Genomic DNA, 22,006 nt, shown 5'->3' on the forward strand with positions numbered 1-22,006 from the left:
CGACCCGGCCCCAGGACCGCCTGCCGGGGCAGGTCAGCTGAAGACGCCGGCCGTCGCGATGGCCACCCGCCGGCGCGCGGTGGCCTCGTCGTCGCCGTAGCGGTCGACGCCCCAGGACAGCGCGGTGGCCAGCTCGACGAGCTCGTCCGCGGTGACGTCGTCCCGCACGTCGCCTGCGGACCGGGCCGCCTCGAGCAGCAGCTCGGTGCGGACGAGCAGCGGGTTCCGGGCCGAGCTCAACGGCGAGCCGGGATCGGTGGTCACGACGGAGATGCAGTACGGCAGGTCGTGCCAGATGCGCAGCTGCCAGGTCAGCTGCACCAGCCACTCGGCGAGGGCGTCCCGCGGTGACATCGAGCGGGACAGCTCGTCGGCCGCCGCCAGCGCATCGACGACGTTGGACTCCAGGACCGCGGCGAGGAGGTCGTCCCGGGTGGGGAAGTTGCGGTAGAGCGTCGCGTTGCCGACGCCGGCCCGCAGCGCGATGCCGTCCAGGGAGGCGAGCACGCCCTCGGTCTCGAACGTCTCCCGCGCGGCCCGCAGGACGGCGTCCCGGTTGCGCTGGGCGTCGGCCCGCAGCGGACGCCTCGGGGCGACGTCGCCGGGAGTGGTCACGACGCCTCCTTGACGAACCGGGGAGTGTCCCCACATGCTCTACCTGGGGACAGTCCCCACTTGAGCGAGGAGTCTAGATGAACGCGTCACTCGATGGCCGCACCGTGCTCGTGACCGGTGCGAACGGCGGGCTGGGCGAGGAGTTCGTGCAGCAGGCGCTCGACCGCGGCGCCCGGCGCGTCCACGCCGCCACCCGGACGCCGCGCAGCTGGACCGACAGCCGGGTCACCTCCCTGGCCCTCGACATCACCGACCCCGACGCCGTCATGCGGGCCGTCTCCGCCGCCTCGGACGTCGACCTGGTGGTGAACAACGCCGGGATCGCACCCGAGGGCGACTCCATCGCAGGACCGGAGGACCAGCTCCGGCGCGTCTTCGAGACCAACTTCTTCGGCACGCTGCGGGTCGCGACCGCCTTCGCCTCGGTGCTCGCCGCGAACGGCGGGGGCAGCCTGCTCAACGTCCTGTCGGCGGCGAGCTGGCTGAGCGTGCCGACCGGCTACGCGGCGTCCAAGGCGGCGATGTGGTCGGCGACCAACGCGCTCCGGGTCCAGCTGCGCGGGCAGGGCACCCAGGTGACCGGCCTGCTCGTCGGCATGGTCGACACCCCGATGTCGCAGAAGTGGGACGTGCCGAAGGTCAGCGCCGCCAGCGTCGTCACCCAGGCCTACGACGGGGTGGCCGCCGGCGCGCTCGAGGTGCTGGCCGACGAGCCGACCCGCGACCTCAAGTCCCGGCTGAGCACGCCGGCCGAGCAGCTCTACCCCTGGTTCGACGAGCAGCTGGCCGGCTTCGTCGCCTGACCCCGGCACAGCCGTCGGGCGGCCCGACCGGACGGGACGACGTCCCCCACCCGGCCGCCCGGTCTGCGAGGACCTGCGGTGGGCCCCGTGGGGATCGAACCCACAACCCGCGGATTAAAAGTCCGCTGCTCTGCCAGTTGAGCTAGAGGCCCGGTGGGTGCAGAGAACCCCCCACACAACGCATCAGACAACGCGTGAGACAACCGGGGGCCGCTGCGACCCGGTGCGAGGCTACCGCCCGCCGGTGGCTTGGCTCGGGCCGCTCGAGGCCGCCGACGCGCTACTCGGCCACGTCGGCGACCTCGAGCGGCTCTACCCCGAGGCCGACCGCGATCTCGCCGAACTGCTTGAGGATGGCCGCCATCTCCTCATGAATCTCGGCGATGAGCACCTCGGGCGCCGGCAGGTTGTCCGGGTCTTCGAGGGAGTCGTCCTTGAGCCAGGTGATGTCGAGGTTGACCTTGTCCCGCGCGATGAGCTCCTCGTAGCTGAACCGGCGGAACCGCTCGGACTCCACACGGTCGTGGCGCGCACCCGGCCGGTAGGCGGAGACGAAGTCGTTCAGATGCTCCCGGCGCAGCGGGTTGGTCTTCATCGTGAAGTGCTTGTTGGTGCGGAAGTCGTAGATCCAGAGCTCGCGTGTCCACGGCGCCTCGGCGGCCGGCCTCTTCTCGAAGAACAGCACGTTGGCCTTCACGCCACCGGCGTAGAAGATGCCGGTCGGGAGCCGCAGCATGGTGTGCAGGTCGCAGGTCGCCAGCAGCTTGCGCCGGATGGTCTCTCCGGCGCCACCCTCGAAGAGCACGTTGTCCGGCAGAACAACAGCTGCCCGACCGTTCGTGTCGAGGATCGTGTGGATGTGCTGGACGAAGTTCAGCTGCTTGTTGCTCGTAGTCGCCCAGAAGTCGTCCCGGACGACGATGAGCTGCTCGCGCTCGGTGTCGCCTTCCTCGGTGACCACCAGGGCAGAGGACTTCCGGCCGAACGGCGGGTTGGCAAGTACCACCGACCACCGGCGCCCTGGGTCGGCCTTGAGCGAGTCGCCGGTGTGGATGGGGCTGTCACCGGTGGGCTGGGTGATGCCGTGCAGCACCATGTTCATGGCCGCAAGGCGGGCGGTGTCGTCCACCAGCTCATAGCCGGTGACGAACCCGGTGCGCAGGTGGCGGCGCTCATCGGGGTCGAGGTGCGGGTAGTGCTCGACGACGTACTGGTGGGCAGCGAGCAAGAACCCTGCCGTACCTGCACTCGGATCGACTGCCGTGTCGGCTGGCGTGGGCTGCACACAGTCGACCATCGCCTGGATCAGCGGCCGCGGGGTGAAGTACTGGCCGGCGCCGTAGCCACCTTCGGCGACGCCGCGGTCGAGCAGGCCTTCGTAGGCGTCACCCTTGACGTCAACGTCGAGGCCGGACCAGGTCTCGCGGTCGATGAGGTTGACGATCAGGTGCCGCAGCCGCGCCGGATCCTGGATCTTGTTCTGAGCCTTCCGGAAGATCTGGCCGAGGATGCCGGGCTGCTGGCCGAGCTCGCGCAGCACGTGCAGGTAGTGGGCCTCGAGGTCATCGCCGCTGCGCGTGAGCAGTGACTGCCAGTCCAGCCCGGCAGGCACCGCCGATGGCCGGCTGTACGGCGGCTTTGACTGCTCGTCGGCCATCTTCAGGAACAGCAGGAACGTCAGCTGCTGGACGTAGTCGAGGGTAGCGACGCCGTCGTCGCGCAGCACGTGGCAGTACGACCACAGCTTGGCGACGAGCTGCTGAGCGTTGGTCATACGGACTCCTGAGCGGGCAGCGCGCCGCCGGCGGCGCGGGAAATGGGGATAGGGCGCGCACGACGGCGGCGTGCAGTGGACGGGGCAAAGGCACGGTCCTCGGCAATGCGCTTCAACAACAGCTCAGCCGGCTCGTCGCTAGTGTCCTGCGCTACCAGGCTGCCGGTGAAAGCCCTCTGCAGAAGTGAGCGCCGCAACACCTGCGTCTTACGGCGGACGGCCGCGAGGTCGTCACGCGCCGCCTTGATGATCGACAGGCGCCTCTGCACTTCGGCCACGATGACTGGCTGGTCCTTGAGCGGTGGCACCGGCACCGGCAGCCGCTTGAGGTTAGTCATGCTCAGCGAGGCCAGGTTGGTGGTCTGCTTGCCAGCGGCCTCGAACCAGCGCCGACCGAAAGTGTTGCCATGCCAGGACAACAGCCGGGGGTCGAGGACACCGCCGCGGACTCTGCCGCGGAAGACATGGTTCTGGTGGATGCAGTCGGCGATCTGCCCCTCCCAAACCCATCCGCGGCCGAGCTTGTCGCGGTCCCCTCCCTCGTTGAACAGCACGTCGCCGGGCTGTAGACGGAGCGCCTCGGCCTTCGCCTTTGGAACACGTATTCGGGTGACCTCATCGAGGTCGAGGCGGCCCTTCTGCACGTTGGCGACGCGCAGGTACGGCACCTCAACGTGGCTCGCGTCGGCCTGCTTCTTGGCGTCCTTCGTGACGCCACCGGTCACGTCGCAGAGTGCGCCGAGGGTGGTCCACGTCCATCCGGCAGGCAGCACCGGGAGGTCCGGCGTGTCCGGTGCGAGTACCGCGTCTAGCGCGGCGGCGAGGTGCTCGGCGGCGGGCGCCACACCGGCGGTCCCGGGGACCAGGCGACCGAGCACCGCCGCGAAGATCACGGCCTCCTCAAGCCGCTCCAGCCGCACATCCAGCGCATGGAGGTCCTTGACGCTGTGGTGCAGTCCGGACAGCGACTCTTCGAGCGCAGCGACTACCCGTTCCTGCTCCGCCAGCGGAGGAACCACTACCGGGATCGAGGTCATCGCCGCCTTAGTCAGCTTGAGGCGGGTCGTCCCGTTGGCCAAACCCCTGTAGTCGTACTGGTCGAGGTAGTACTTCAAGAAGGTGCCGTCCACATGTGGCCGTAGGACGTGCGCATGGTTGTTGACCCATGACGGGCCGGTGATGCAGTAGGCCTTCGGCTTGTCGGGGTCTAAGAAGGGCGCCCCGTCCTCACCGAGCAGCACAAGCGGCTCGTCGAACAATGGATGGTCGACGTAATCCACCAGTCCAGTGGCGCCGTAGTACGGCACCGGCCCCGGCCGGCTCTCGCGCTCCTTCCGGTTCAGCGGGACTCGCATGTTGTCGAGGACGTCGGCGATCTCGCCGACGGTGGCCCACGCCCAGCCGGCCGGGAGAGCTTGGGTGATGGTCATGCGGCGAGCACGTGGTTGAGTTCGTCGAGCAGCGGCTCGAGCTGGCCGTGGAACACGCTGTACGCACCTCCGAGGCCGCCGCGCTCGGCGAACGGCGCGTCGTCCAGATCATCAACCGTGACGGCCAAAGAGGACCCGATGACGTCACGGATGCGTTCCAGCCACTGCAACTGCTCCGCGGTGAACGCCCGGCCATGCCGCTCCTGCTGGGCAAGCCAACCGGCGAACCGCTGGTTCACGGTCTCCGTGTACGGCAACAGCTCGTTGTCCTGCTCGAGCGCGAATCGGACCAGGGACACCAGGTCGGTAACGATGCGCTGGCCGCCGCCGTGCACCTTCGAGGCGTCGAGGGCCTCGTAGGCCTGCCACAGACGCTCCGGGGTCCAGGCGTGCGGCGGCTTGCTGATCGCGTTAGCGAGCTCTTTGACCTGCCGGAAGGTGACCCGCCGTTTGTACGGGACCCCGTAGAGCGCCTGCAGAGCGGCGAGCTGGTCGCGGTGCTCGTCCAGCCAGGCGCGGAAGTCGGCGGCGGTCTGCTTCGCGCGGGCGGTGGCGTCGGTGGAGAAACCGGCTTCGATGACCTCGTCGGTGCTGAACTCGTCGATGAGCTGCTCGGCGGCCTTCTTCAGCGCGGACAGTTTGTCCCGCAGGTGCTCGTTGGACAGCGGCTGCAGTGCGGTGCGGATGAGCTGCTCCTGCGCGGCGGCGATCTCCTCACCGGTGGGCTCACCGGGCTCCTCGCGGTCGGCGCGCGCGGCGACGGCGGCGTCGAAGGCGCGGTCAGGGTTGACCGCGGCGATCATGTCGTGCGCCAGCTCGGCGACCGACAGACCGCCGCTGACCTCGGCGACCTCGGTGCGGTCCTCGTCAGTGAGCTGCTTGTCCAGCCGGATCAGCCGGGACCCGAGGGAGGAGGCGAGGTCGGCGGTAGCGACGCCGAGGGCGGCCTGGTGCAGCAGCTTGTCGAAGCCGACCCGCGGCTGGCGTTCCAGGGGCGTGGTGTCGTTGAGGTCGGTCTCGGTGACCCCGACGGCGTCGACAAGCACGAAGTGCGTCTTGGTCGTGGCATCCGGCGTGACGGAGCGGAAGTCGGCGGGCTCGATGACACGAACGCCGCGGCCCTTCATCTGCTCGAAGAAGTTCCTGCTTTTCACGCTGCGCAGGAACATGACGCACTCGAGCGGCTTGATGTCGGTACCGGTGGCGATCATGTCGACCGTCACCGCGATGCGCGGGTTGTAGCTGTTGCGGAAGTCCGACAGCAGCTGCTCGGGCTTGGCACCGGTGGTCTTGTAGGTGATCTTCACGGCGAACTCGTTGGGCCGGTCGAACTCCTGCCGCAGCATCTGCACGATGCGGTCGGCGTGCGCGTCGTCTTTGGCGAAGATCAGCGTCTTGGGCACCTCGCGGCGACCGGGGAAGATCTCGGTGAACAGCCGGTCGCGGAAGGTGCGCACCACGGTGCGCAGCTGGTCCTCGGCGACAACAGCCCGGTCGAGCTGCTTGGCGTCGTAGACGTAGTCGTCTTGCAGCGCGACCAGCCGGGTCTGCCCGGACAGTCGGTCACGGAACTGCACGACGGTCTCCCCGTCGGCCTCGACGACCGAGCCGGAGGTGCCGATGCGGGTGCGGATGCGGTACACCTCGAAGTCGACGTTGACCTTGTCGGCGACGGCCTGCTCGTGGGTGTAGCTGAAGACCAGGTTCTGGTCCATGAACCCCAGCGTCTGCTTGCTGGGGGTAGCGGTGAGCCCGACCAGGTGGGCGTCGAAGTACTCCAGTACCTGCCGCCACACCCCGTAGATGGACCGGTGGCACTCATCGACCAGCAGCAGGTCGAACGCCTCCACCGGCACTGCGGGGTTGTAGTCGACGGTGGGCAGGTCGCCGGCCGGCAGGTCCTCGATGGAGGTCTCGTCCAGCTCGGGGTCAAGCTCGGGTTCGCCGGACAGGATGCTGTAGAGCCGCTGGATGGTGGTGATGACCACCTGTGCGGCCGGGTCGATCTTGTTGGAGCTCAGCAGCTGCACCGTGTACAGGTCGGTGAACTTCCGCCCGGTGTCGGGAGTGACGAACGTTTGGAACTCCCGCAGCGTCTGCCGGCCCAGATTGCCCCGGTCGACCAGGAAGACGACCCGCTGCGCGCCGGCGAACTTCAGCATCCGGTAGGTCTCCGCGGCGGCGGTGAACGTCTTGCCCGCACCGGTGGCCATCTGCACCAGCGCGCGCGGCCGGTCAGCGGCCAGCGAAGCCTCCAGGGCGAGGATCGAGTCGTACTGCGCCGGGCGCAGCCCCACCCTGTCCAGCGGAGGAAGGTGGCGCAGCCCGCCGCGAAAGGTGGCGGTCGCCGGCTGGGTGCGGAACCGCTGCACCCAGCGGGCCAGGGTCTCCGGGCGGTGGAACCAGTGCACCTCACGGGAGCGCGGCACCGGGTCGTAGCGGTTGGTGAAGCGCGTCTCCGCACCGGTGGACTCATAGGCGAACGGCAGCGGGCGCCCCACGGCGGGGATGCCGTCGGGCACACCGTCGGCGTACTTGCCCGACTGCGTCTCCACGCCGATGAGTGAGGTGCCGACCTTCTTGGCCTCCAGCACGCCGACGGCCTCACCGTCGACGAACAGCAGGTAGTCCGCGCGGCCGTGGCCGCGGGCCAACTCGAACTCGCGGACAGCCACACCACGGCCGGCCAGCCGGTTGATCTGCCGGTAGTCCTGCACGATCCAGCCCGCAGCGGTGAGCATCTCGTCGATGCGGCGCCGCGCGTGTCCTTCCGGACCGACGTAGGTATCAGTGGTGACCACGGCGGACGCGCACCTCCCCGTTGACGCAGCCGGACGCCGTCTTGGCGTTGCCGTCTGCGGCGTTGGAGGCTACCCGTCACCGGTGCACTGCTGTGCGTGCTGATGGGCCGCGTGTCCGTGGCGAGAGTCGCGGCGGTGGGTGGATCACCTCCTGTCGTGCCGGTCTGACTCTCGCCACGGTCGCGGTGCCGTGGTCCGGTCGATGTGGGTGTCGCTGTGGAGTTGTCGAGGTGCGGTGGGTCGGCTCGGTTGCGATCAGGCTTCCGGTGCCGCCCGCAGGTGAAGGTGCGCCACCGGGGGCGGTCGTCAATCGAGGCGGGTCAGGTTGTGTCGCCTGGACGGGCGGCCAGCGCACCGGCATCGGTCAGGTCGACAATCAGCTGCTTGGTGGCCAGCGTGAGGCGCGTGGCGTCGGCGACCCAGACGACCGCAGCCAGCAGCCGTTCCTCCGGGGAGATGTTGGCCAGCCGCTGGCGGGCATCGGCGTCGGCGTGCACGAGGTCGCCGTACAGGAAGTCGCGCGCGATCTGGCGGTCGTTGCGGAACTGGCCGGCGGTGAAGTTGGGCTCCTTGCTGACCGCAACGGCCCACCGGTAGCTCTTGTCGAAGGTGCGCCAGGCCTCCTTCAAGGCCTTGATCGTGGCCTTGTGCTCATTGCCGGCGGACCGGGCAAGGCCACCGATTGCGTTGGTGACCTTGCCGTAGAACACGGGGTCGTCCTGCAGGAACAGGGGGCGGACCCGTGTGGCCGCGGATTCGATGTCGGCTTCTCGCGGTACTTGTCGCTGGATGCTCCAGCGCACTGCGCCGTCGAGTACCGAGGCGATCAACTTCATGGTAGTGCCGACGGTCGCCAGATCCTCGCGACGGGCGATCTCGCTGCTGAGCACCCGCTCAGCGCGGTCAAGGAACTCGTCGAGCGTGTACCACCATCTACCGATCTGGATGGCCGGGCTGGTCACGCCCCCACTCTGCCCGCCAGGGTCGAGCAGCACGAGGCCTGGGCGGTCACCGACGCCGCGTGCGTCCACACCACCGACAACCCGCACCCCGGCGACTGCCGCCTGTGCCGCCGCAAGCCGGGGGACGGCAGCGCCGCGGCGTCCTGACCGTTGGCACCACGCCTCGGCCGGGGCTGCGCACCCCTTCACAGGTCCAGGTGACGCCAACGCCTGCCCAGGCCTGAGATGCGGGTACGGAGGGCGGTCTACAAGGAAGTCACGTCGCCGGAAACCACTCCGCCGCCCGCACACGCCCGGCGAACACCCACTCACCGTCGACGCAGGTCGTGGCCGCTCCGGTGGAATCCACGCGGTAGCGGCCGCCGCTGCGCCGGACCGCCCGAAGCCGCTTGCGAACCTCTTCGGCGCAACCAGCGTCGATCTGCGAGGCCAACCACGCGCCGTCGGGATGTCTCTGGATCCCGGCCCTCGTGACGGAGTACCGGTTGCCCCCCGGCGGGTGCGGAGTTCCGATCGGGGGGTCGTTGAACTGGGTGTCTTCTGCGTCGCGCACCACCGGCCCGAGGTAGGTGAGCACCCCGTCGACGTACGTCGTGGCGTCCCCGTCGTCGTCGATCCACACCCGGCCGCCTTCAGGCCGAATCTGGAGGAACGCGTCGACGAGGCGTTCGACCTCGGGACGAGGCCATAGTTCGTCCAGCGACAGCCGCCCGTCGTAGGTGACCAACGACCGGCGGGCACGGGACAGGGTCCAGACGTCCTCGCCGCGCGGATACGGCCATTCCTTGCCCGGCGGAGGAACGGTGACCTCCCCCGCCGGGCTGTCAGCTCCTGCACCCCCCTGCGTGTCGGTGAGATCCGCAAGCAGGCTCCGCAGCTGCTCGAGAAGGTCCGCCAGCGATTCCTGATCAGGGTCGGTGAGCGCTTCACCGAACGCGACGGTTCCGGCCAGGTTCTCCCGGTCCGTCTCCGCCTCACCGGACTGCCGCTGCGCCTCCGTAATGGTTCGGTTGTGTGCCTCTAGCTGCTCTTGCAGGGCCGCGCGCTGCATCTCGGACTCAGCCAGGCGCTTGGCCTGATCCGCCGCCTGCTTCTCGGCAACGGCGAGCTGCTGCTGCAACTCGTCCGTCAGGGTGGAGTTGGCCGCAGCTGTCCTCAACTGCGTGCGCAGCGCTTCGGCGCGGGCTGCGAGATCGTCCTGCGCGGTGACGGCTGCCTTGAGCGCGTCCTCGGTCCTCATCAGCTCGTCATGGGTGCGTTCGCGTGCAGCGTCGGCCGACGCAAGCTGCTCGCGCAGGCGAGCCGCCTCCGCGACAGCCCGGTCGGCCTGCTCCTGTAGGTCCTGCATCGCCCGCGTCGACAGCTGCGCGCCGCTGCTACCCGCCGCGGACAGCGCCTCAGCCTCACGGGCGACAGCCTGAAGCCTGTCCCGACAGTCCAGCTGTAACGTCCTGGCCAAGAACAGCAGATGACCGATGTCGCTTTGCACGTCACGTACGTCAGCGGGCTCGTCCGGATGCGCGAAGCGGTTCCTGACCCGGACCGCAGCACGCAGTGCGCGGTCGACGTTGGCAGTCATCGGGACACCCAACGCGGCGCGAAAGGTCGGACGTGTCTCCCGCAGATCGCCATCGCCGACGATGCACTGCGCGTAGCTCGCCATGTCCCGCCGCGCGAAGCGACCACGCTTCGCCCGTACCTGCGTTGACCACTCCGAGCCGAACTCGGCTTCAAGGTGTGGCTCGAGTCGGACCTTGAGGGCGTCACCGAGGAGCAGCAATCCCTGGTCGATCAAGGCCCGCCCACGGGCTTCAGCACCGCCATCCAGGCCGTCACGACTCAACACCCACTGAGTGTCAGATGTCCGCACCCGGAGCCGCGCCTTCGACACTCGGCTTCACCCGATCGTGCCCAAGCCTTTCAGCAGCTGCCCCCCACCCGGTGTTCGTCGGTCGGAAGGCGCCCGGTTATTCGGAGTCCTGTACCTGCAACCGGCTTTCTAGGTCGGCCAACCGCTGTGTCAGAACCGCGACCTGCCGCGTCAGTTCTTCAATGCGCTCTGCGGCCCTGACCGCAGGGTCACTGTCCGCTGTGCCCACAGGCGCAGCTTCCGCCGGTGCTCGTGCTGACGCGAGAGCACCAATGAGCCCCAGTACCCCACCGGCCTTGCCACCAATCAGGCCGCCCACGAGTGGAGCCCCGTGGGCTACGACAGGCGAGTCCATCGCGAGGAGTGTCGCGGCGATCGACTTCGCCCGCGTTCGGCGCTTGTCCGGATCGCCCTCGGCCGCCACCCAGCCCGCGGCGAGAAGCTCGTCTGGCGAGACCTTCAACGCCTCCGCGAGCTTGTTCAGCGTCAGTGGACTCGGGCTGCGCTCACCTGTTTCGATCTTCAGCACTGTGGAGCGGCTCATGCCCGCCAAGCGCGCGAGCGCCTCCCGAGATAGGCCGGCTCTGATCCGCGCGACTTCGAGGGCGTGCGGAAGCCCGCGCTGTGCCTCCTCGCTCTCCGGCTGGACCGCCGATCGTCGGGTGCGCGGTTCGCTTGACATGTCCGCAACTGTACGCGACCCTCCCGGTCAGCACTGGTCCGCAACCGTCCGCAGGAGACCGTCATGATCATCTATGAAGCGCAGCACGAGTCGGAGCCGGCCCCCAAGGGAGGCGTGGCAGCCGGCCAGCGCTACACCACCCGCATCTACGACATGCCCGTAGTGGGAAAGCCGCTGCGGCAGGTCCGTGAGCTCGCTGACTCCCTGCGCCCCACGGACGAAGACACCTGGGGTGTGCGCGCCGGCAAAAACTTGGCCCGGGGCAGCATCGTCGCCGGGACCACCGGCGTCGTCATGATCGCCGTCCTCTGACGGACCGAAACGAACGGGAAAGCTATGTCATCAGGGCAGCGCTGCGGCCACTGCAGGAGCGAGGGGCACAACATCCGGACCTGTCCGGGCTTCCGAGCGGAACTGCACGAGGCGCAACAGGACATCACGATCACGCGGCGCGCGGTTGCACGGCTCCGCGACATGTTCCGACAGAAGAACGAACGGATCTACGACCTCGAACTCGAGGTAGTAGATCTCCAAAGCACGGTCCGCGACCAAGAAGCAAAGATCACCAAGCTGGAGTCGGAGCTGGCCGCAGCGCACGTGGTCGTTGCGACGCAGGACAGCCTGATCGACGCGTACGCAAACGAGGTTGAGGCCCTCCGCAACCAGTTGGTCGAAGCGAAGAGCGTCCTCGCATCGTTGAGCCGTCGGTGACCTGGCGTAGCTGTCAGCTTTGACCGCAGGTAGTGCCCCCGTCTCCATGAGGCGGGGGCACACCCGGGTGAGCCAACGCCGCGGCTCTTCGACCCTTGCCGTCGACCATTAGCCAGGCTAACCAGAAGCCGTTCCAACTCGGTCGCTCCAGCGCTCCACGAAGCGCAGCTCCGCGTCCCACGAAGCGCCCTATGGACCGTCCGCCGACGACGCGAACGAGCAGGTAAGGGGATTTTCTGCATCCACCAGAGGCCCGGCCCGCCCAGTGTCCCAGAGTCACAGCCGGGTGATCAGCAGGACGACGACGGCGGTGGGCACCAGGCCGGGCAGCGGCGAGCCGAGGCAGCCCGGCCGGTCGGAAGAGGAACAGCGCCTCCGGCTGCCCGGACACCCACGGTCAGCCCTGGCACACCCGGCCGAGCAGGTCCTGCAGCAGGGCCCGCTGGCCGTCGTCCAGCGGCAGCGGCACGGGCACAGGCGCACCCTCCCCCACCTCGACCAGCAGCGGGAAGACGAACGGCTGCTTGGTCTCCGCGAGGGCGTGCGGGTCGCACGTCGCCGGCCGGAACACCACCGGCAGCCGGAGCTCCGCGGCACCCGCGGCCAGCGTGGCCGGCAGGGGCACCGACAGCGCGGACTCGAGGACCACACTGCGCTGGAGCGCCGACACGACGACCGGGTCGGCGCCGGGCCCCCGGGTGAGCACCACCTCGCCGGTCACCGTGTCGCCGGCGGCTGCCAGCCCCTCGACCGACACCGGGGCCGCATCGGTCACCGCCTCGACCCGGCACAGCTCGGCGTGCACCTCACCCAGCACCGGCCCGGCCAGCGGCACCCGCACCTGCTCGGCCGGCCCGCCGTCTCGGGACACCGTCAACCGGGCGGTGACCGGGTCGGGCGACGCGGAGCAGACGACGGGGCCGAACCGGGCGGTGAGGTCGTACCGGCGCCCGGGGGCGAAGTCCTGCGTCAGCTCTCGCACCGGCACCTCGGCGAACCCGGGCGAGTCCAGCTGCACCGAGGTGACGGTGAAGGGCGTCGTCCCGGTGTTGGTCAGGCGCACCTGGAAGCTGTCGCCGATCGCCACGTCGCTGCGGTGCCGGAACGACTCCGCGGCCATGCCGGGGACGTCCGGCACAGCCGCGGGCGGTGAGCTCACGGCCGCGGACGGAGGAGGCGCGACGTCCGCGGCGGCACACCCGGCGAGCAGCAGGACGACCGCCGCCCACCCCACGCCGCCTCGCACGGAGGCAGCGTAGGGGCGGTCAGCTCACTTCGGGGAGTGCCGGTTCGGCAGCCGCCCGAACGCCCGGCCGGCCTCGTACTTCACCTCGAGCTTCTCCTGCGCCGACGCCGTGGGGCCGCGCCGCGGCTCACCGTTGGACAGGTCGAACGCCGAGCCGTGCCACGGACAGACCAGGCAGGCCGCGCCGCGCACCTCCTCCACCGTGCCGTCGGACAGCGGCCCGCCGACGTGGGCGCAGGCGTCGATGAAGGCGTCGACGGTCAGCCCGCGGCGGACGACGGCCAGCGCGACCGGCGTCCCCTGGCCCTCACCGGTGCGCTGGGTGGGGCGCCCCTCGGGCAGGTCGTCGAGCGGGCCCAGGTCGATCCAGTCGGTGGTGAGCTGGCGCGCCTCGACGACGGCGTGGTTCGCCCCGGAGGACTGCGCGTAGGACATGTGCCCGCCGATCGCGGCCGAGCCACTGGCAAGCAGGAGGCCGCTGTAGGACAGCACCCGGCCCATCGTCCCGTTGCCCTTGCCGCGGGCCACCAGCGAGCCGACGTACAGACCGAGGGCCCCGATGTTGGCGACGGCGTGCAGCCCACCGAGGCGGCGCACCGCGTCGTCCTGCTCCGACCAGTCGGCCGCACCGGCCAGCGCGGCGGGGATGCTGCCGGCCACCCCGGCGCCGATCATGGCGGTGGCCGCGGGCCGGGTCGCGGGCGTCAGGTCGAGCAGCCCGGCGGACAGCCACGTGCCCACCGGCACCATGGCCAGGATCGGGTGCAGCGGGTGGCCCAGCCAGGTGCCGTGCAGCAGGTCCTTGAACGCCTGGGGCCGCAGCGTCTTGTTCACCGCTGCGCGTGCGGCCTCCAGCTGCTTGTCGAACGTCGGCACCTCGGAGAGGCGGTCCAGCACACCGAACAGGCTCATGCGCGGCCCTTACCCGTTGAGCGGCAGCGGAACCGGCCCGCTCACGAGGCCGCGGTCCAGTCGGCCCCCTCGGCGAGCAGCGCGATGGCGGCGGCGCCGACCGCGTCGACGTCGGCGGCCACCCGGCCCACCAGCGCCAGCGGGTCCATCGCCGTGGGACACGTGCACAGCAGCCCGGTGAGCCGGTCGGCCGCGGCGGCGAGGCGCTGCCGGCCGGGCAGTGCGACCTCCTCCGGGTCGCCCTGCGCGCCGGGCCAGGCGGTCCCGGCCTCCGCACACAAGCCGGGGAGCCGGCGCAGCACGGCCGCCGCGGTCGCCGCGGTGCGCCAGGCCGCCCCCTCGGCCAGCGTGGGCGCACACCCGAGGGTGGCCTCGGCCCAGCGGAGCAGCCCCAGCACCTCCGACCAGAGGACGTCGGACACCACGTCGCCGGCGGCGCCGCCGGCCGGGGAGCGGTGCGCGCGTACCAGCACGCCGCCCATGGCGGGGTCGAAGAGCCAGGGACGCCGGGGGCTGCTGGTCATGCGGACACCGTGACCGACGACCCCGACAGTTCCGTGGCAGCACGCTGTGACCTGATCGTGACCACTCTCCGTGAGCGACGTCACCGTGTGTGCGCAACGGACACCGGGAATTCACAACCGTCCCAGTAGATTGGGGACAGAGCGGGGCTGCGCCACCCACGGCCGCGACCCTGCCCGCCCGTCCATCGAGGAGAACCCCGTGACCTGCCCGTCCCTGCTCCGCCGCCCCGGCCTGCGTGCCGCGGCCGACGAGGGACGGACCGACGTCGTCACCGGGCTCCAGCACGGACACCACCTGGTCGGCGCGCTGCGGACCCGGGTGCGGGCCGACGACGCCCGGGCGCAGTTCGTCCGCTACGTCGTGGTCGGCGTCGTCTCCAGCGCGCTGTACGCGGTCACCTTCATCGCCCTCGCCGGGTTCGGCGACCAGACCGCGAACCTGGTGGGTGCCGTCGCCTCCACCCTGCTGGCCAACGAGATGCACCGGCGGCTCACCTTCCACGCCGGCCAGCAGGTCTCCTGGCTCACCGCCCAGTGGGAGGGCGGCGGCCTGGCCGCCATCGGCCTGGTCGCGACCTCCCTGACGCTGGCCGGGGTGCACGCACTGATCGGCGACGTCGGCACGGTGGGCCAGCTCGCGCTCATCGCCGCGGTGACCGGTGCGATCGGCCTCGTGCGGTTCGTGGCGCTGCGCAGCTGGGTCTTCACCAGCGCCTCGCACTCCTGACCGCCCCGCCGTCCTGACCCCGGCGGCCTCCCCCGCGGCACGGCCGTGCGGCCCTACGCTGCCGGCATGTCGATCCCGCGCGGCCGCGCTCCCCGGACCCTCGTCGGCGCCGCAGCCGGCCTGCTGCTCCTGCTGCCGCTGAGCGCCTGCAGCTCGGAGAACGTCTCCTGCTCCGGCAAGCAGTGCACCGCGACGCTGAGCGGGGCGGGCGCCGAGGCGAGCTTCTTCGGCAACGACCTGGCGTTCGTGGGCACGCAGGACGGCCGGGCCTCGATCTCCGTCGGCGACACCACTTACTCCTGCACGCAGGGCGAGAGCCTGTCCGCCGGCCCGCTGTCGCTGACCTGCACCACGGTCACCGACGACTCGCTGGAGATCACCGCCGCCCTCGGCTGAGCCCCCGCGACACCCCGCTGGGGGGATGTGGAGGACCGGGTGCAGGGACGCCCCGGGCACTCATGTATGGTTCTCCCTGCCTCCAGCGAGCACGAGCCCTCATCGTCTAGTGGTCCAGGACGCCGCCCTTTCAAGGCGGTAGCACGGGTTCGAACCCCGTTGGGGGCACGCAGTACACAGCTCCACAGTCTGGCCCTGTAGCGCAGTTGGTTAGCGCGCCGCCCTGTCACGGCGGAGGTCGCGGGTTCGAGTCCCGTCAGGGTCGCCATCCGGTGTCCGGCTCACGCCGGTGCGCCGGGAGGGGCAGGTAGCTCAGTCGGTACGAGCGCTCGCCTGAAAAGTGAGAGGTCGGCGGTTCGACCCCGCCCCTGCCCACCCGAACAGCACGACGACGGGGCGCCACGCGATCAGCGTGGCGCCCCGTTCTCGTTGCCGGCCCTCCGGGCCAGGGGGCCCATCGGCCCGGGACGCCCACGGGGCGCCGCGCGGTCGGCGCGACGCCCCGTGGACTCCTGCTGCGAGCGGTCAGCGACCGCCGGAGCCCTCACCGGTGCGGTGCCGCGCCATGCCCGCGGCGAGCGCCAGGTCCTGCTGGACCACGGTGTACTCGCGCTTGGCCTGGTAGCTGTCGTTGAACAGCAGGGCAGCACCCTCACCCGGGAAGACGCCCGGGATCCAGGAGTTGCTGTCGGCCACGCCCCACACGGTGTAGGAGACGCAGCGCTGCACGAACAGGCAGGCCTTCAGCGACTGGTCCCAGTAGGCCTGCTGCGTCGAGGCGTGCAGGTTCGACAGCGGCTCGCTGGTGAACGTGCCGGCCGTCGCGCCGGGCTTGACCGCGGTGCGGACGTCGACCTCGGTCTCGGCGACGTTGAGGCCCAGGTCGGCGAACCGCTGCATGGTCTGCTGCAGGTCCGGGAAGCCGTACTGGGTGCTCAGGTGCGTCTGGAAGCCCACGCCGTCGATCGGTACGCCCTGCGCCTTGAGCTTCTTCACCAGGTCGTAGACGGCCTGGCTCTTGGGCCCGGTGTACTCGATGTTGTAGTCGTTGTAGAACAGCTGCGCCGAGGGGTCGGCCTGGTCGGCCCAGCGGAAGGCGTCGGCGATGTAGTCGGTGCTGTTGCCCCACGCCTTGTAGAAGATCGACTGGCGCGGGGTGCCGTCGTCGTTGAAGGCCTCGTTGACCACGTCCCAGGCCCAGATGCGGCCCTTGTAGCGGCCGGCCTCGTCCTGGATGTGCTTCTTGACGATGTCCTTGACCTGCTGGTCCGTGAACGTGGTCGTCATCCCGCCGTTGGACGCCAGCCACGAGGGCAGCTGGCTGTGCCACACCAGCGTGTGGCCGCGGACCAGCTGGCCGTTCTGCTGGGCGCTCTTCACCAGCTCGTCGGCGCCGGAGAAGTCGTAGCTGCCCCGGGTGGGCTCCACGACCTCCCACTTCATGACGTTCTCCGGGGTGACCGTGTTGAACTCGCGGTTCACGATCTCGGTGTAGGCGGGGTCGGCACCGAGCAGGTCGGTGTTGACCGCCGTGCCGATGCGCAGGCCGGTGAAGGAGCCGAGGGCGCGCAGCGAGCCCTCGACGATGACGCCCGGCGGGCGGGCCGCCGCCGCGGCCTGGGTCCCGGCGGAGGTGGCCGAGGGGGTGGCGAGGGCGGTGGTCTGGGCGGCCAGGACCGCGGCCAGGCCGACCGTCCCGATGACCAGCGAACGACGAACGCTCACGTGCATGCTCCTTTGCATGAGGGGTGCGACACCCCCGTCCGGCTGAGCACGACGTCGTGCACCGGTAACTACCGGAACCGGCCGAGGACGAAGGGAACCTAAGTCGGGCCTGTGAGCACGTCAACAGCAGATGAGACCGCCGACACACCCCGCGATGCTGCGGCGCAGGTCACAGGCGAGCGGGTCCTGGGGACCGATAGTTTCGGAGCGCGCGACACGCCGGGGACCGGTCCGGGGCCCCCGGGAGCCCGACGACCCAGGCAGTTCCTGTGCAGCACCCAGGAACCTCGCAGGAACCCGGGCCAAGGTCGGGGCATGACCACGACCACCTCGTCCGCCTCCAGCTCCCGGACCCAGTTGACCCGGCCCGACGGCAGCGCCCTGCGGGTGCTGGTCGTCGACGACGAGCCCTCCATCTGCGAGCTGCTGTCGATGGCGCTGCGGTACGAGGGCTGGGACGTGCGGACGGCGCCCGACGGCACCGAGGCGGTGCGCACCGCGCGCGACTTCCGCCCCGACGCCGTCGTCCTGGACGTCATGCTCCCCGACATGGACGGCCTGGAGGTGCTGCGCCGGCTGCGCGCGGACTCCCCGCTCGTGCCGGTGGTCTTCCTGACCGCCAAGGACGCCCTCGAGGACCGGATCGCCGGGCTCACCGCCGGCGGCGACGACTACGTGACCAAGCCGTTCAGCCTCGAGGAGGTCGCCGCCCGGCTGCGCGGGCTGCTGCGGCGCACCAGCCGGGCCGTGACCGACGACGGCCTGCTCGTCGTGGGCGACCTGACGCTGGACGAGGAGAGCCACGAGGTCACCCGCTCCGGCGACGACATCCGGCTGACCGCCACCGAGTTCGAGCTGCTGCGCTACCTGATGCGCAACCCCAAGCGGGTGCTGTCGAAGGCGCAGATCCTCGACCGCGTGTGGCAGTACGACTTCGGCGGCCAGGGCAACATCGTCGAGCTCTACATCTCCTACCTGCGCCGCAAGATCGACGCCGGCCGCACGCCGATGATCCACACCCTCCGCGGCGCCGGGTACGTGATCAAGCCCGCCGCATGACGTCTGCACACCCGCGGTGAGGCGCGGTCCCACCCGGTCGCGCCGCTCGCTGCGCACCCGGCTCCTGGTCGCCCTCGTCGTCCCGCTGGTGGCGGTGCTCGCCGTGGTCGGCGTCGTCTCGGTGACCGCGCTGCGGCACCAGCTGGTCGGCCAGGTCGACGCCCGGCTGGACGCCGCCACCGACCGCTCGCGGGACTACACAGCCGGCCCCGGGCCGGGCCACGGCCGCCCGGGCGACGGCGGCCCGGGCCCGGCGTTCCTCGGCGCCCGCGGGCAGGGCGAGGGCACGCTCGGCGCCACGATCACCGACGGGGCCGTCACCTCGGCCGGGGTGCTCGGTGCCCGCGGCCAGGAGATCGAGCTCAGCGCCGCCCAGCAGACGGTCCTGGTCGGGCTGCCCCCGGGCGGGGGCCCGGCCACGCTCGACCTGGGCGGGGACCTCGGCAGCTACCGGGTGGTCGCCGACCCCGCACCGGGCGGCGACGTGCTGGTGACCGGGCTGCCGCTGGCCGGCACCGCCGACGCCGTGCGCAACCTGGTGCTGGTCGAGCTGCTCGCCGGCCTGTTGGCGCTGCTGGCGGCCGCCGGGGTCGCGGTGCTGGTCGTGCGCCGCACCCTGCGACCGCTGGACCGGGTCGCGGCCACCGCCACCCGGGTGTCAGAGCTGCCGCTGGCCAGCGGTGAGGTCGAGCTGGCCGAGCGGGTGCGCCCCGAGGACACCGACCCGCACACCGAGGTGGGCCAGGTCGGTGCCGCGCTGAACCGGATGCTGGACCACGTGGAGGGCTCGCTGGCCGCCCGCCAGGAGTCCGAGACCCGGGTGCGGCAGTTCGTCGCCGACGCCAGCCACGAGCTGCGCACCCCGCTGGCCTCGATCCGCGGCTACGCCGAGCTGGTGCGCCGGACCGGCGGCGAGGTCCCGGCCGACGTCGGCCGCGCGATGGGCCGGGTGGAGTCCGAGGCGCTGCGGATGACCGAGCTGGTCGAGGAGCTGCTGCTGCTCGCCCGCCTGGACGCCGGCCGCGAGCTGACCCGCGAGGAGGTCGACCTGACCGCGCTGGTGGTCGACGCGGTCGGCGACGCGCACGTGGCCGGTCCCGGGCACCGCTGGCAGGTCGACCTGCCCGACGCCCCGGTGGTCGCACCGGGTGACCCGGCGCGGCTGCACCAGGTGCTGACCAACCTGCTGGCCAACGTGCGCAGCCACACCCCCGACGGGACAACGGCCACCGTGCGGCTGCGGCTGGAGGCGGGCTGGGCGGTGCTGCAGGTCCTCGACGACGGACCGGGGGTGCCACCGGCCCTGCGGTCGCACGTGTTCGAGCGCTTCGCCCGCGGCGACGCCTCCCGGTCACGCGCGGCGGGCAGCACCGGGCTCGGCCTGGCGATCGTCGACGCGGTGGTCACCGCGCACGGCGGCCGGGTCGAGCTGGACAGCGAGCCGGGCCGCACGGCCTTCACCGTGCGGCTCCCCGGCGCCACCGCGCTGCCCGGCTGACCTCAGGCCGGCACGTGGTCGGCGGCCACCTGCTCGTAGACCTGGGCGTGCACCCGGCGCACCGCGGCCCGCTGCTCGGCCCGCCGGGCGGTGTCGGCCCGCGCCGGGGCCGGGCGGGTCAGCGCCGCCACCACCGCCGACGTCAGCGAGGCGGCGTCCAGCCCGGCCTGGGGGTCGTTGCCGTAGACGACGACGTCGGACCACTGCTGGCCCTGCCAGCCGCCGGAGGGGACGACCGCGCGGGTGCCGGCGTCCCGGCACAGCTCGACCCAGGCCGAGTGCGACCCGCCCCACCACGGCAGCACCGACACGTGCAGCTCCTGCAGGTGCCGCACCCACTCGCGCGGCCCCGGTTCCCAGCTGCGCGCCAGCTCGAGCGCCCCGCCGTCGGCCAGCTCCAGCAGCTCGGGCAGCCGGGTGGCCAGGTCGACGTCGGGGTGGACGTCGACGCGCAGCCGGCCGCCACCGGAGACCGCGCCGGACAGCGTCGCGCGGACCAGCTCCAGCGGGTCGTGCACCTGCGGGCCGAGCCGGCCCAGGTGCAGACCGACCAGCCGGGTCTCCCGGCCGATGCCGGGCGTCGGCGCGGCGAGCGAGGGGTGGGCGACGACGATGGCCGTCCGCCCGAACCGGTCGGCGATCTCGTCGGCCGCCCCCGGGGTCAGGGTGAGCACGACCTCGGCGGTGGCCAGCAGCGCCCGCAGGTGGTTGCGGTGCCGGGCCGGCATGAGGGTGCCCTCGGCGCTCTCGCGCGGGACGAGGTCGTGCACGGTGACCACCAGCGGGACGTCGCTGCGCCGCACCGCCGCCGTCCAGGCCTCCATCTCGGGCACCGTGAGGTGGTCGTACCCGCCGTGCAGGTGCAGGACGTCGACGTCGGCGGCGTGGGCGAGCAGGTGGTCGGGGTCCAGCCAGGGGCTCGGCACGTCGGCCGGGCCGACCCGGACGACGTCGGCGGGCAGCACGGCGTCCAGGTAGGGCGTCGAGAACGGGACGGTCGCGACCCGGACGGGCCTGCGCTCCTCGTGCACTGCGCTCACGCGGTGGTACGCCTCCTGCGGTCGAGCACTGCGACGGCAGAGGCGGTGCTCCTCGACGGGCAGGGCACTGAGTTGTGCCCCACCGACCGCCCCTACCCCGTGCATCCGGAACCGAACCGGGTGGGAACCGACGACCACCCGTCCGGGTGGCCGTCGGGTGGTCAGGCCGGGACCGGCTCGACGGCGGCGGGCACCCGGCCGGCCCCGGCCATGGTGGCCAGCAGGCCGACGACGGCGTAGGCCGCGAGCACCAGGCAGGCCCGGCCCGCCCCGGCGCCGCCGAAATAGACGATCCCGCGGACGGCGTCGGTGCCCGCGCCCGGCGGCAGCCACGGGCCGATGGCCGACCAGAACGGCGGCAGCAGCGGGGCGGGGTAGGCGCCGCCGGCGCTGGGGTTGCCCAGCACCACGAACAGCAGGATGGCCAGGCCGATGCCCACGAGCCCGGTCCAGACCTGCAGCGCCATCGTGAACGCGCCGACGGCGAACACCACCAGCGCGCCGACGGCCGACAGCGCCAGCAGGTGGCCGTCGAACACACCGAGCACCGGGCCGGTGATCAACGCGCCCCCGACCCCGGAGACGACGGCGTAGACGGCCAGGCTGCCCAGCCGCACCGCACCCCGGGCCCGGGTGAGCGGCCGGGAGCCGGCGCTGACCCCGATGATCGAGGCGACCAGGTAGCCGCCGACGACCCAGCCGACGGCGAGGTAGAACGCCGACAGCCCGCGGGCGTCGGAGTCCCCGGCCGGGACGGCGTCCTGGGTGGTCACGGTGCGCTGCTGGGCGGCCTCCACCTGGCCGAGCACCTGGCTCAGCGCGGTGCTCACCGCGCCGCCCTCCGCACCCGCCACCAGCAGGGTGTCGGAGGTGGCCGGGCCGACCAGCAGCACCCCGTCGACCTCGCGGTCGGTGAGCAGCCGGCGGGCGTCGTCCTCGGTCGCGGCCACCCGGGTGTCGAGCGGGTCACCGGGCAGGGCGCCCAGCTGCCCGGCCACCTGCTCGGCCGTGCCGGCCGGCGCGCCGGCGGGGGCGACCACGGCCAGCGGCACCTGCCGTGGCGTGGGGGCGTGGAAGGCCCCGACGTAGCTGAGCACGAAGCCCAGCTGCAGCAGCAGGACGCCGACCACCAGGACCACCGACCGGCGGGTGACCCCGGGCAGCAGCTCGCGGTGGGGTGCCTCGTGCTGCCCGTGTGTCGTCGTGGCCATCAGGCCCTCCTCGATACTGA

20 protein-coding genes and 4 tRNA genes are annotated in these 22,006 nt (G+C 71.5%); 10 read left to right on the plus strand and 14 right to left on the minus strand.

Features of this window, described 5'->3' with window-relative positions; translation table 11 throughout:
- Window positions 1-33: 33 nt before the first annotated feature.
- Complete coding sequence (locus KUM42_RS08290) at window positions 34-615, minus strand: TetR/AcrR family transcriptional regulator (RefSeq protein WP_237496288.1); 582 nt, start codon at window positions 613-615, stop codon at window positions 34-36.
- 77 nt (window positions 616-692) lie between these two features.
- On the opposite strand from KUM42_RS08290, the gene KUM42_RS08295 reads away from it, so the two are divergent.
- Window positions 693-1,418: an SDR family oxidoreductase gene (locus tag KUM42_RS08295; protein ID WP_237496289.1), complete on the plus strand. Its 726-nt coding sequence runs from the start codon at window positions 693-695 to the stop codon at window positions 1,416-1,418.
- Between the two features lie 79 nt (window positions 1,419-1,497).
- Here the strand turns inward: KUM42_RS08295 and KUM42_RS08300 are convergent.
- The 7 genes from KUM42_RS08300 to KUM42_RS08330 form a co-directional block, all read right to left on the minus strand.
- Window positions 1,498-1,570, minus strand: a tRNA-Lys gene (locus KUM42_RS08300).
- 128 nt (window positions 1,571-1,698) lie between these two features.
- Window positions 1,699-3,192: a class I SAM-dependent DNA methyltransferase gene (locus KUM42_RS08305; RefSeq protein ID WP_237496290.1), complete on the minus strand. Its 1,494-nt coding sequence runs from the start codon at window positions 3,190-3,192 to the stop codon at window positions 1,699-1,701.
- A complete protein-coding gene (locus KUM42_RS08310) occupies window positions 3,189-4,622 on the minus strand; it encodes a restriction endonuclease subunit S (protein ID WP_237496291.1) in 1,434 nt (477 codons plus the stop codon). Before KUM42_RS08310 ends, KUM42_RS08305 begins: the two co-directional genes overlap by 4 nt.
- The gene (locus KUM42_RS08315) at window positions 4,619-7,423 is read right to left on the minus strand and encodes a type I restriction-modification enzyme R subunit C-terminal domain-containing protein (RefSeq protein ID WP_237496292.1); all 2,805 of its coding nucleotides are present in this window, start codon (window positions 7,421-7,423) and stop codon (window positions 4,619-4,621) included. Before KUM42_RS08315 ends, KUM42_RS08310 begins: the two co-directional genes overlap by 4 nt.
- Window positions 7,424-7,743: 320 nt before the next feature.
- Complete coding sequence (locus tag KUM42_RS08320) at window positions 7,744-8,385, minus strand: hypothetical protein (RefSeq protein WP_237496293.1); 642 nt, start codon at window positions 8,383-8,385, stop codon at window positions 7,744-7,746.
- 256 nt (window positions 8,386-8,641) lie between these two features.
- Entirely contained in the window at window positions 8,642-10,231 is a 1,590-nt protein-coding gene (locus tag KUM42_RS08325; protein WP_237496294.1) for a hypothetical protein, read from the minus strand.
- A 121-nt stretch (window positions 10,232-10,352) separates the two neighbouring features.
- On the minus strand, window positions 10,353-10,937 hold the full coding sequence (locus KUM42_RS08330; protein WP_237496295.1) for a helix-turn-helix transcriptional regulator: 585 nt from the start codon (window positions 10,935-10,937) through the stop codon (window positions 10,353-10,355).
- 63 nt (window positions 10,938-11,000) lie between these two features.
- On the opposite strand from KUM42_RS08330, the gene KUM42_RS08335 reads away from it, so the two are divergent.
- Both KUM42_RS08335 and KUM42_RS08340 read left to right on the plus strand, forming a co-directional pair.
- Window positions 11,001-11,249, plus strand: a complete 249-nt coding sequence (locus tag KUM42_RS08335) for a hypothetical protein (RefSeq protein ID WP_237496296.1) — start codon at window positions 11,001-11,003, stop codon at window positions 11,247-11,249.
- 24 nt (window positions 11,250-11,273) lie between these two features.
- Window positions 11,274-11,648 (plus strand): hypothetical protein, encoded by a 375-nt coding sequence (locus KUM42_RS08340; RefSeq protein ID WP_237496297.1) that lies wholly within the window; start codon window positions 11,274-11,276, stop codon window positions 11,646-11,648.
- 397 nt (window positions 11,649-12,045) lie between these two features.
- Here the strand turns inward: KUM42_RS08340 and KUM42_RS08345 are convergent, their stop codons facing one another.
- From KUM42_RS08345 to KUM42_RS08355, 3 genes are read right to left on the minus strand one after another with little or no spacing between them, the layout of a single operon-like run.
- Window positions 12,046-12,894, minus strand: coding sequence for a hypothetical protein (locus tag KUM42_RS08345; RefSeq protein ID WP_237496298.1), 849 nt, complete (start codon window positions 12,892-12,894; stop codon window positions 12,046-12,048).
- A 24-nt stretch (window positions 12,895-12,918) separates the two neighbouring features.
- Entirely contained in the window at window positions 12,919-13,806 is an 888-nt protein-coding gene (locus KUM42_RS08350; RefSeq protein ID WP_237496299.1) for a Rieske (2Fe-2S) protein, read from the minus strand.
- A gap of 41 nt (window positions 13,807-13,847) precedes the next feature.
- Window positions 13,848-14,330 (minus strand): hypothetical protein, encoded by a 483-nt coding sequence (locus tag KUM42_RS08355; protein ID WP_237496300.1) that lies wholly within the window; start codon window positions 14,328-14,330, stop codon window positions 13,848-13,850.
- 199 nt (window positions 14,331-14,529) lie between these two features.
- On the opposite strand from KUM42_RS08355, the gene KUM42_RS08360 reads away from it, so the two are divergent.
- The 5 genes from KUM42_RS08360 to KUM42_RS08380 all read left to right on the plus strand — a co-directional run bounded on the left by KUM42_RS08360 (window position 14,530) and on the right by KUM42_RS08380 (window position 15,828).
- Entirely contained in the window at window positions 14,530-15,057 is a 528-nt protein-coding gene (locus KUM42_RS08360; RefSeq protein WP_237496301.1) for a GtrA family protein, read from the plus strand.
- 66 nt (window positions 15,058-15,123) lie between these two features.
- On the plus strand, window positions 15,124-15,453 hold the full coding sequence (locus KUM42_RS08365) for a hypothetical protein (protein WP_237496302.1): 330 nt from the start codon (window positions 15,124-15,126) through the stop codon (window positions 15,451-15,453).
- 95 nt (window positions 15,454-15,548) lie between these two features.
- Window positions 15,549-15,621 (plus strand) — tRNA-Glu (locus KUM42_RS08370).
- A 23-nt stretch (window positions 15,622-15,644) separates the two neighbouring features.
- Window positions 15,645-15,721, plus strand: a tRNA-Asp gene (locus tag KUM42_RS08375).
- 33 nt (window positions 15,722-15,754) lie between these two features.
- Window positions 15,755-15,828 (plus strand) — tRNA-Phe (locus tag KUM42_RS08380).
- Window positions 15,829-15,978: 150 nt separating this feature from the next.
- Here KUM42_RS08380 and KUM42_RS08385 read toward each other — a convergent pair.
- Complete coding sequence (locus KUM42_RS08385) at window positions 15,979-17,178, minus strand: endo-1,4-beta-xylanase (protein WP_237496303.1); 1,200 nt, start codon at window positions 17,176-17,178, stop codon at window positions 15,979-15,981.
- 315 nt (window positions 17,179-17,493) lie between these two features.
- On the opposite strand from KUM42_RS08385, the gene KUM42_RS08390 reads away from it, so the two are divergent.
- Both KUM42_RS08390 and KUM42_RS08395 read left to right on the plus strand, forming a co-directional pair.
- Window positions 17,494-18,237 (plus strand): response regulator transcription factor, encoded by a 744-nt coding sequence (locus tag KUM42_RS08390; protein WP_370629345.1) that lies wholly within the window; start codon window positions 17,494-17,496, stop codon window positions 18,235-18,237.
- 16 nt (window positions 18,238-18,253) lie between these two features.
- Entirely contained in the window at window positions 18,254-19,735 is a 1,482-nt protein-coding gene (locus KUM42_RS08395) for a cell wall metabolism sensor histidine kinase WalK (protein WP_237496304.1), read from the plus strand.
- Window positions 19,736-19,737: 2 nt separating this feature from the next.
- On the opposite strand, the gene KUM42_RS08400 is transcribed toward KUM42_RS08395, so the two are convergent.
- Together KUM42_RS08400 and KUM42_RS08405 are read right to left on the minus strand one after the other, a co-directional pair.
- Window positions 19,738-20,775: a glycosyltransferase gene (locus KUM42_RS08400; protein WP_237496305.1), complete on the minus strand. Its 1,038-nt coding sequence runs from the start codon at window positions 20,773-20,775 to the stop codon at window positions 19,738-19,740.
- A gap of 161 nt (window positions 20,776-20,936) precedes the next feature.
- On the minus strand, window positions 20,937-21,986 hold the full coding sequence (locus tag KUM42_RS08405; protein WP_237496306.1) for an ABC transporter permease: 1,050 nt from the start codon (window positions 21,984-21,986) through the stop codon (window positions 20,937-20,939).
- Window positions 21,987-22,006: the final 20 nt, after the last annotated feature.

Origin of the sequence: Modestobacter sp. L9-4 (genome assembly GCF_019112525.1) — a bacterium.
Classification (GTDB): domain Bacteria; phylum Actinomycetota; class Actinomycetes; order Mycobacteriales; family Geodermatophilaceae; genus Modestobacter.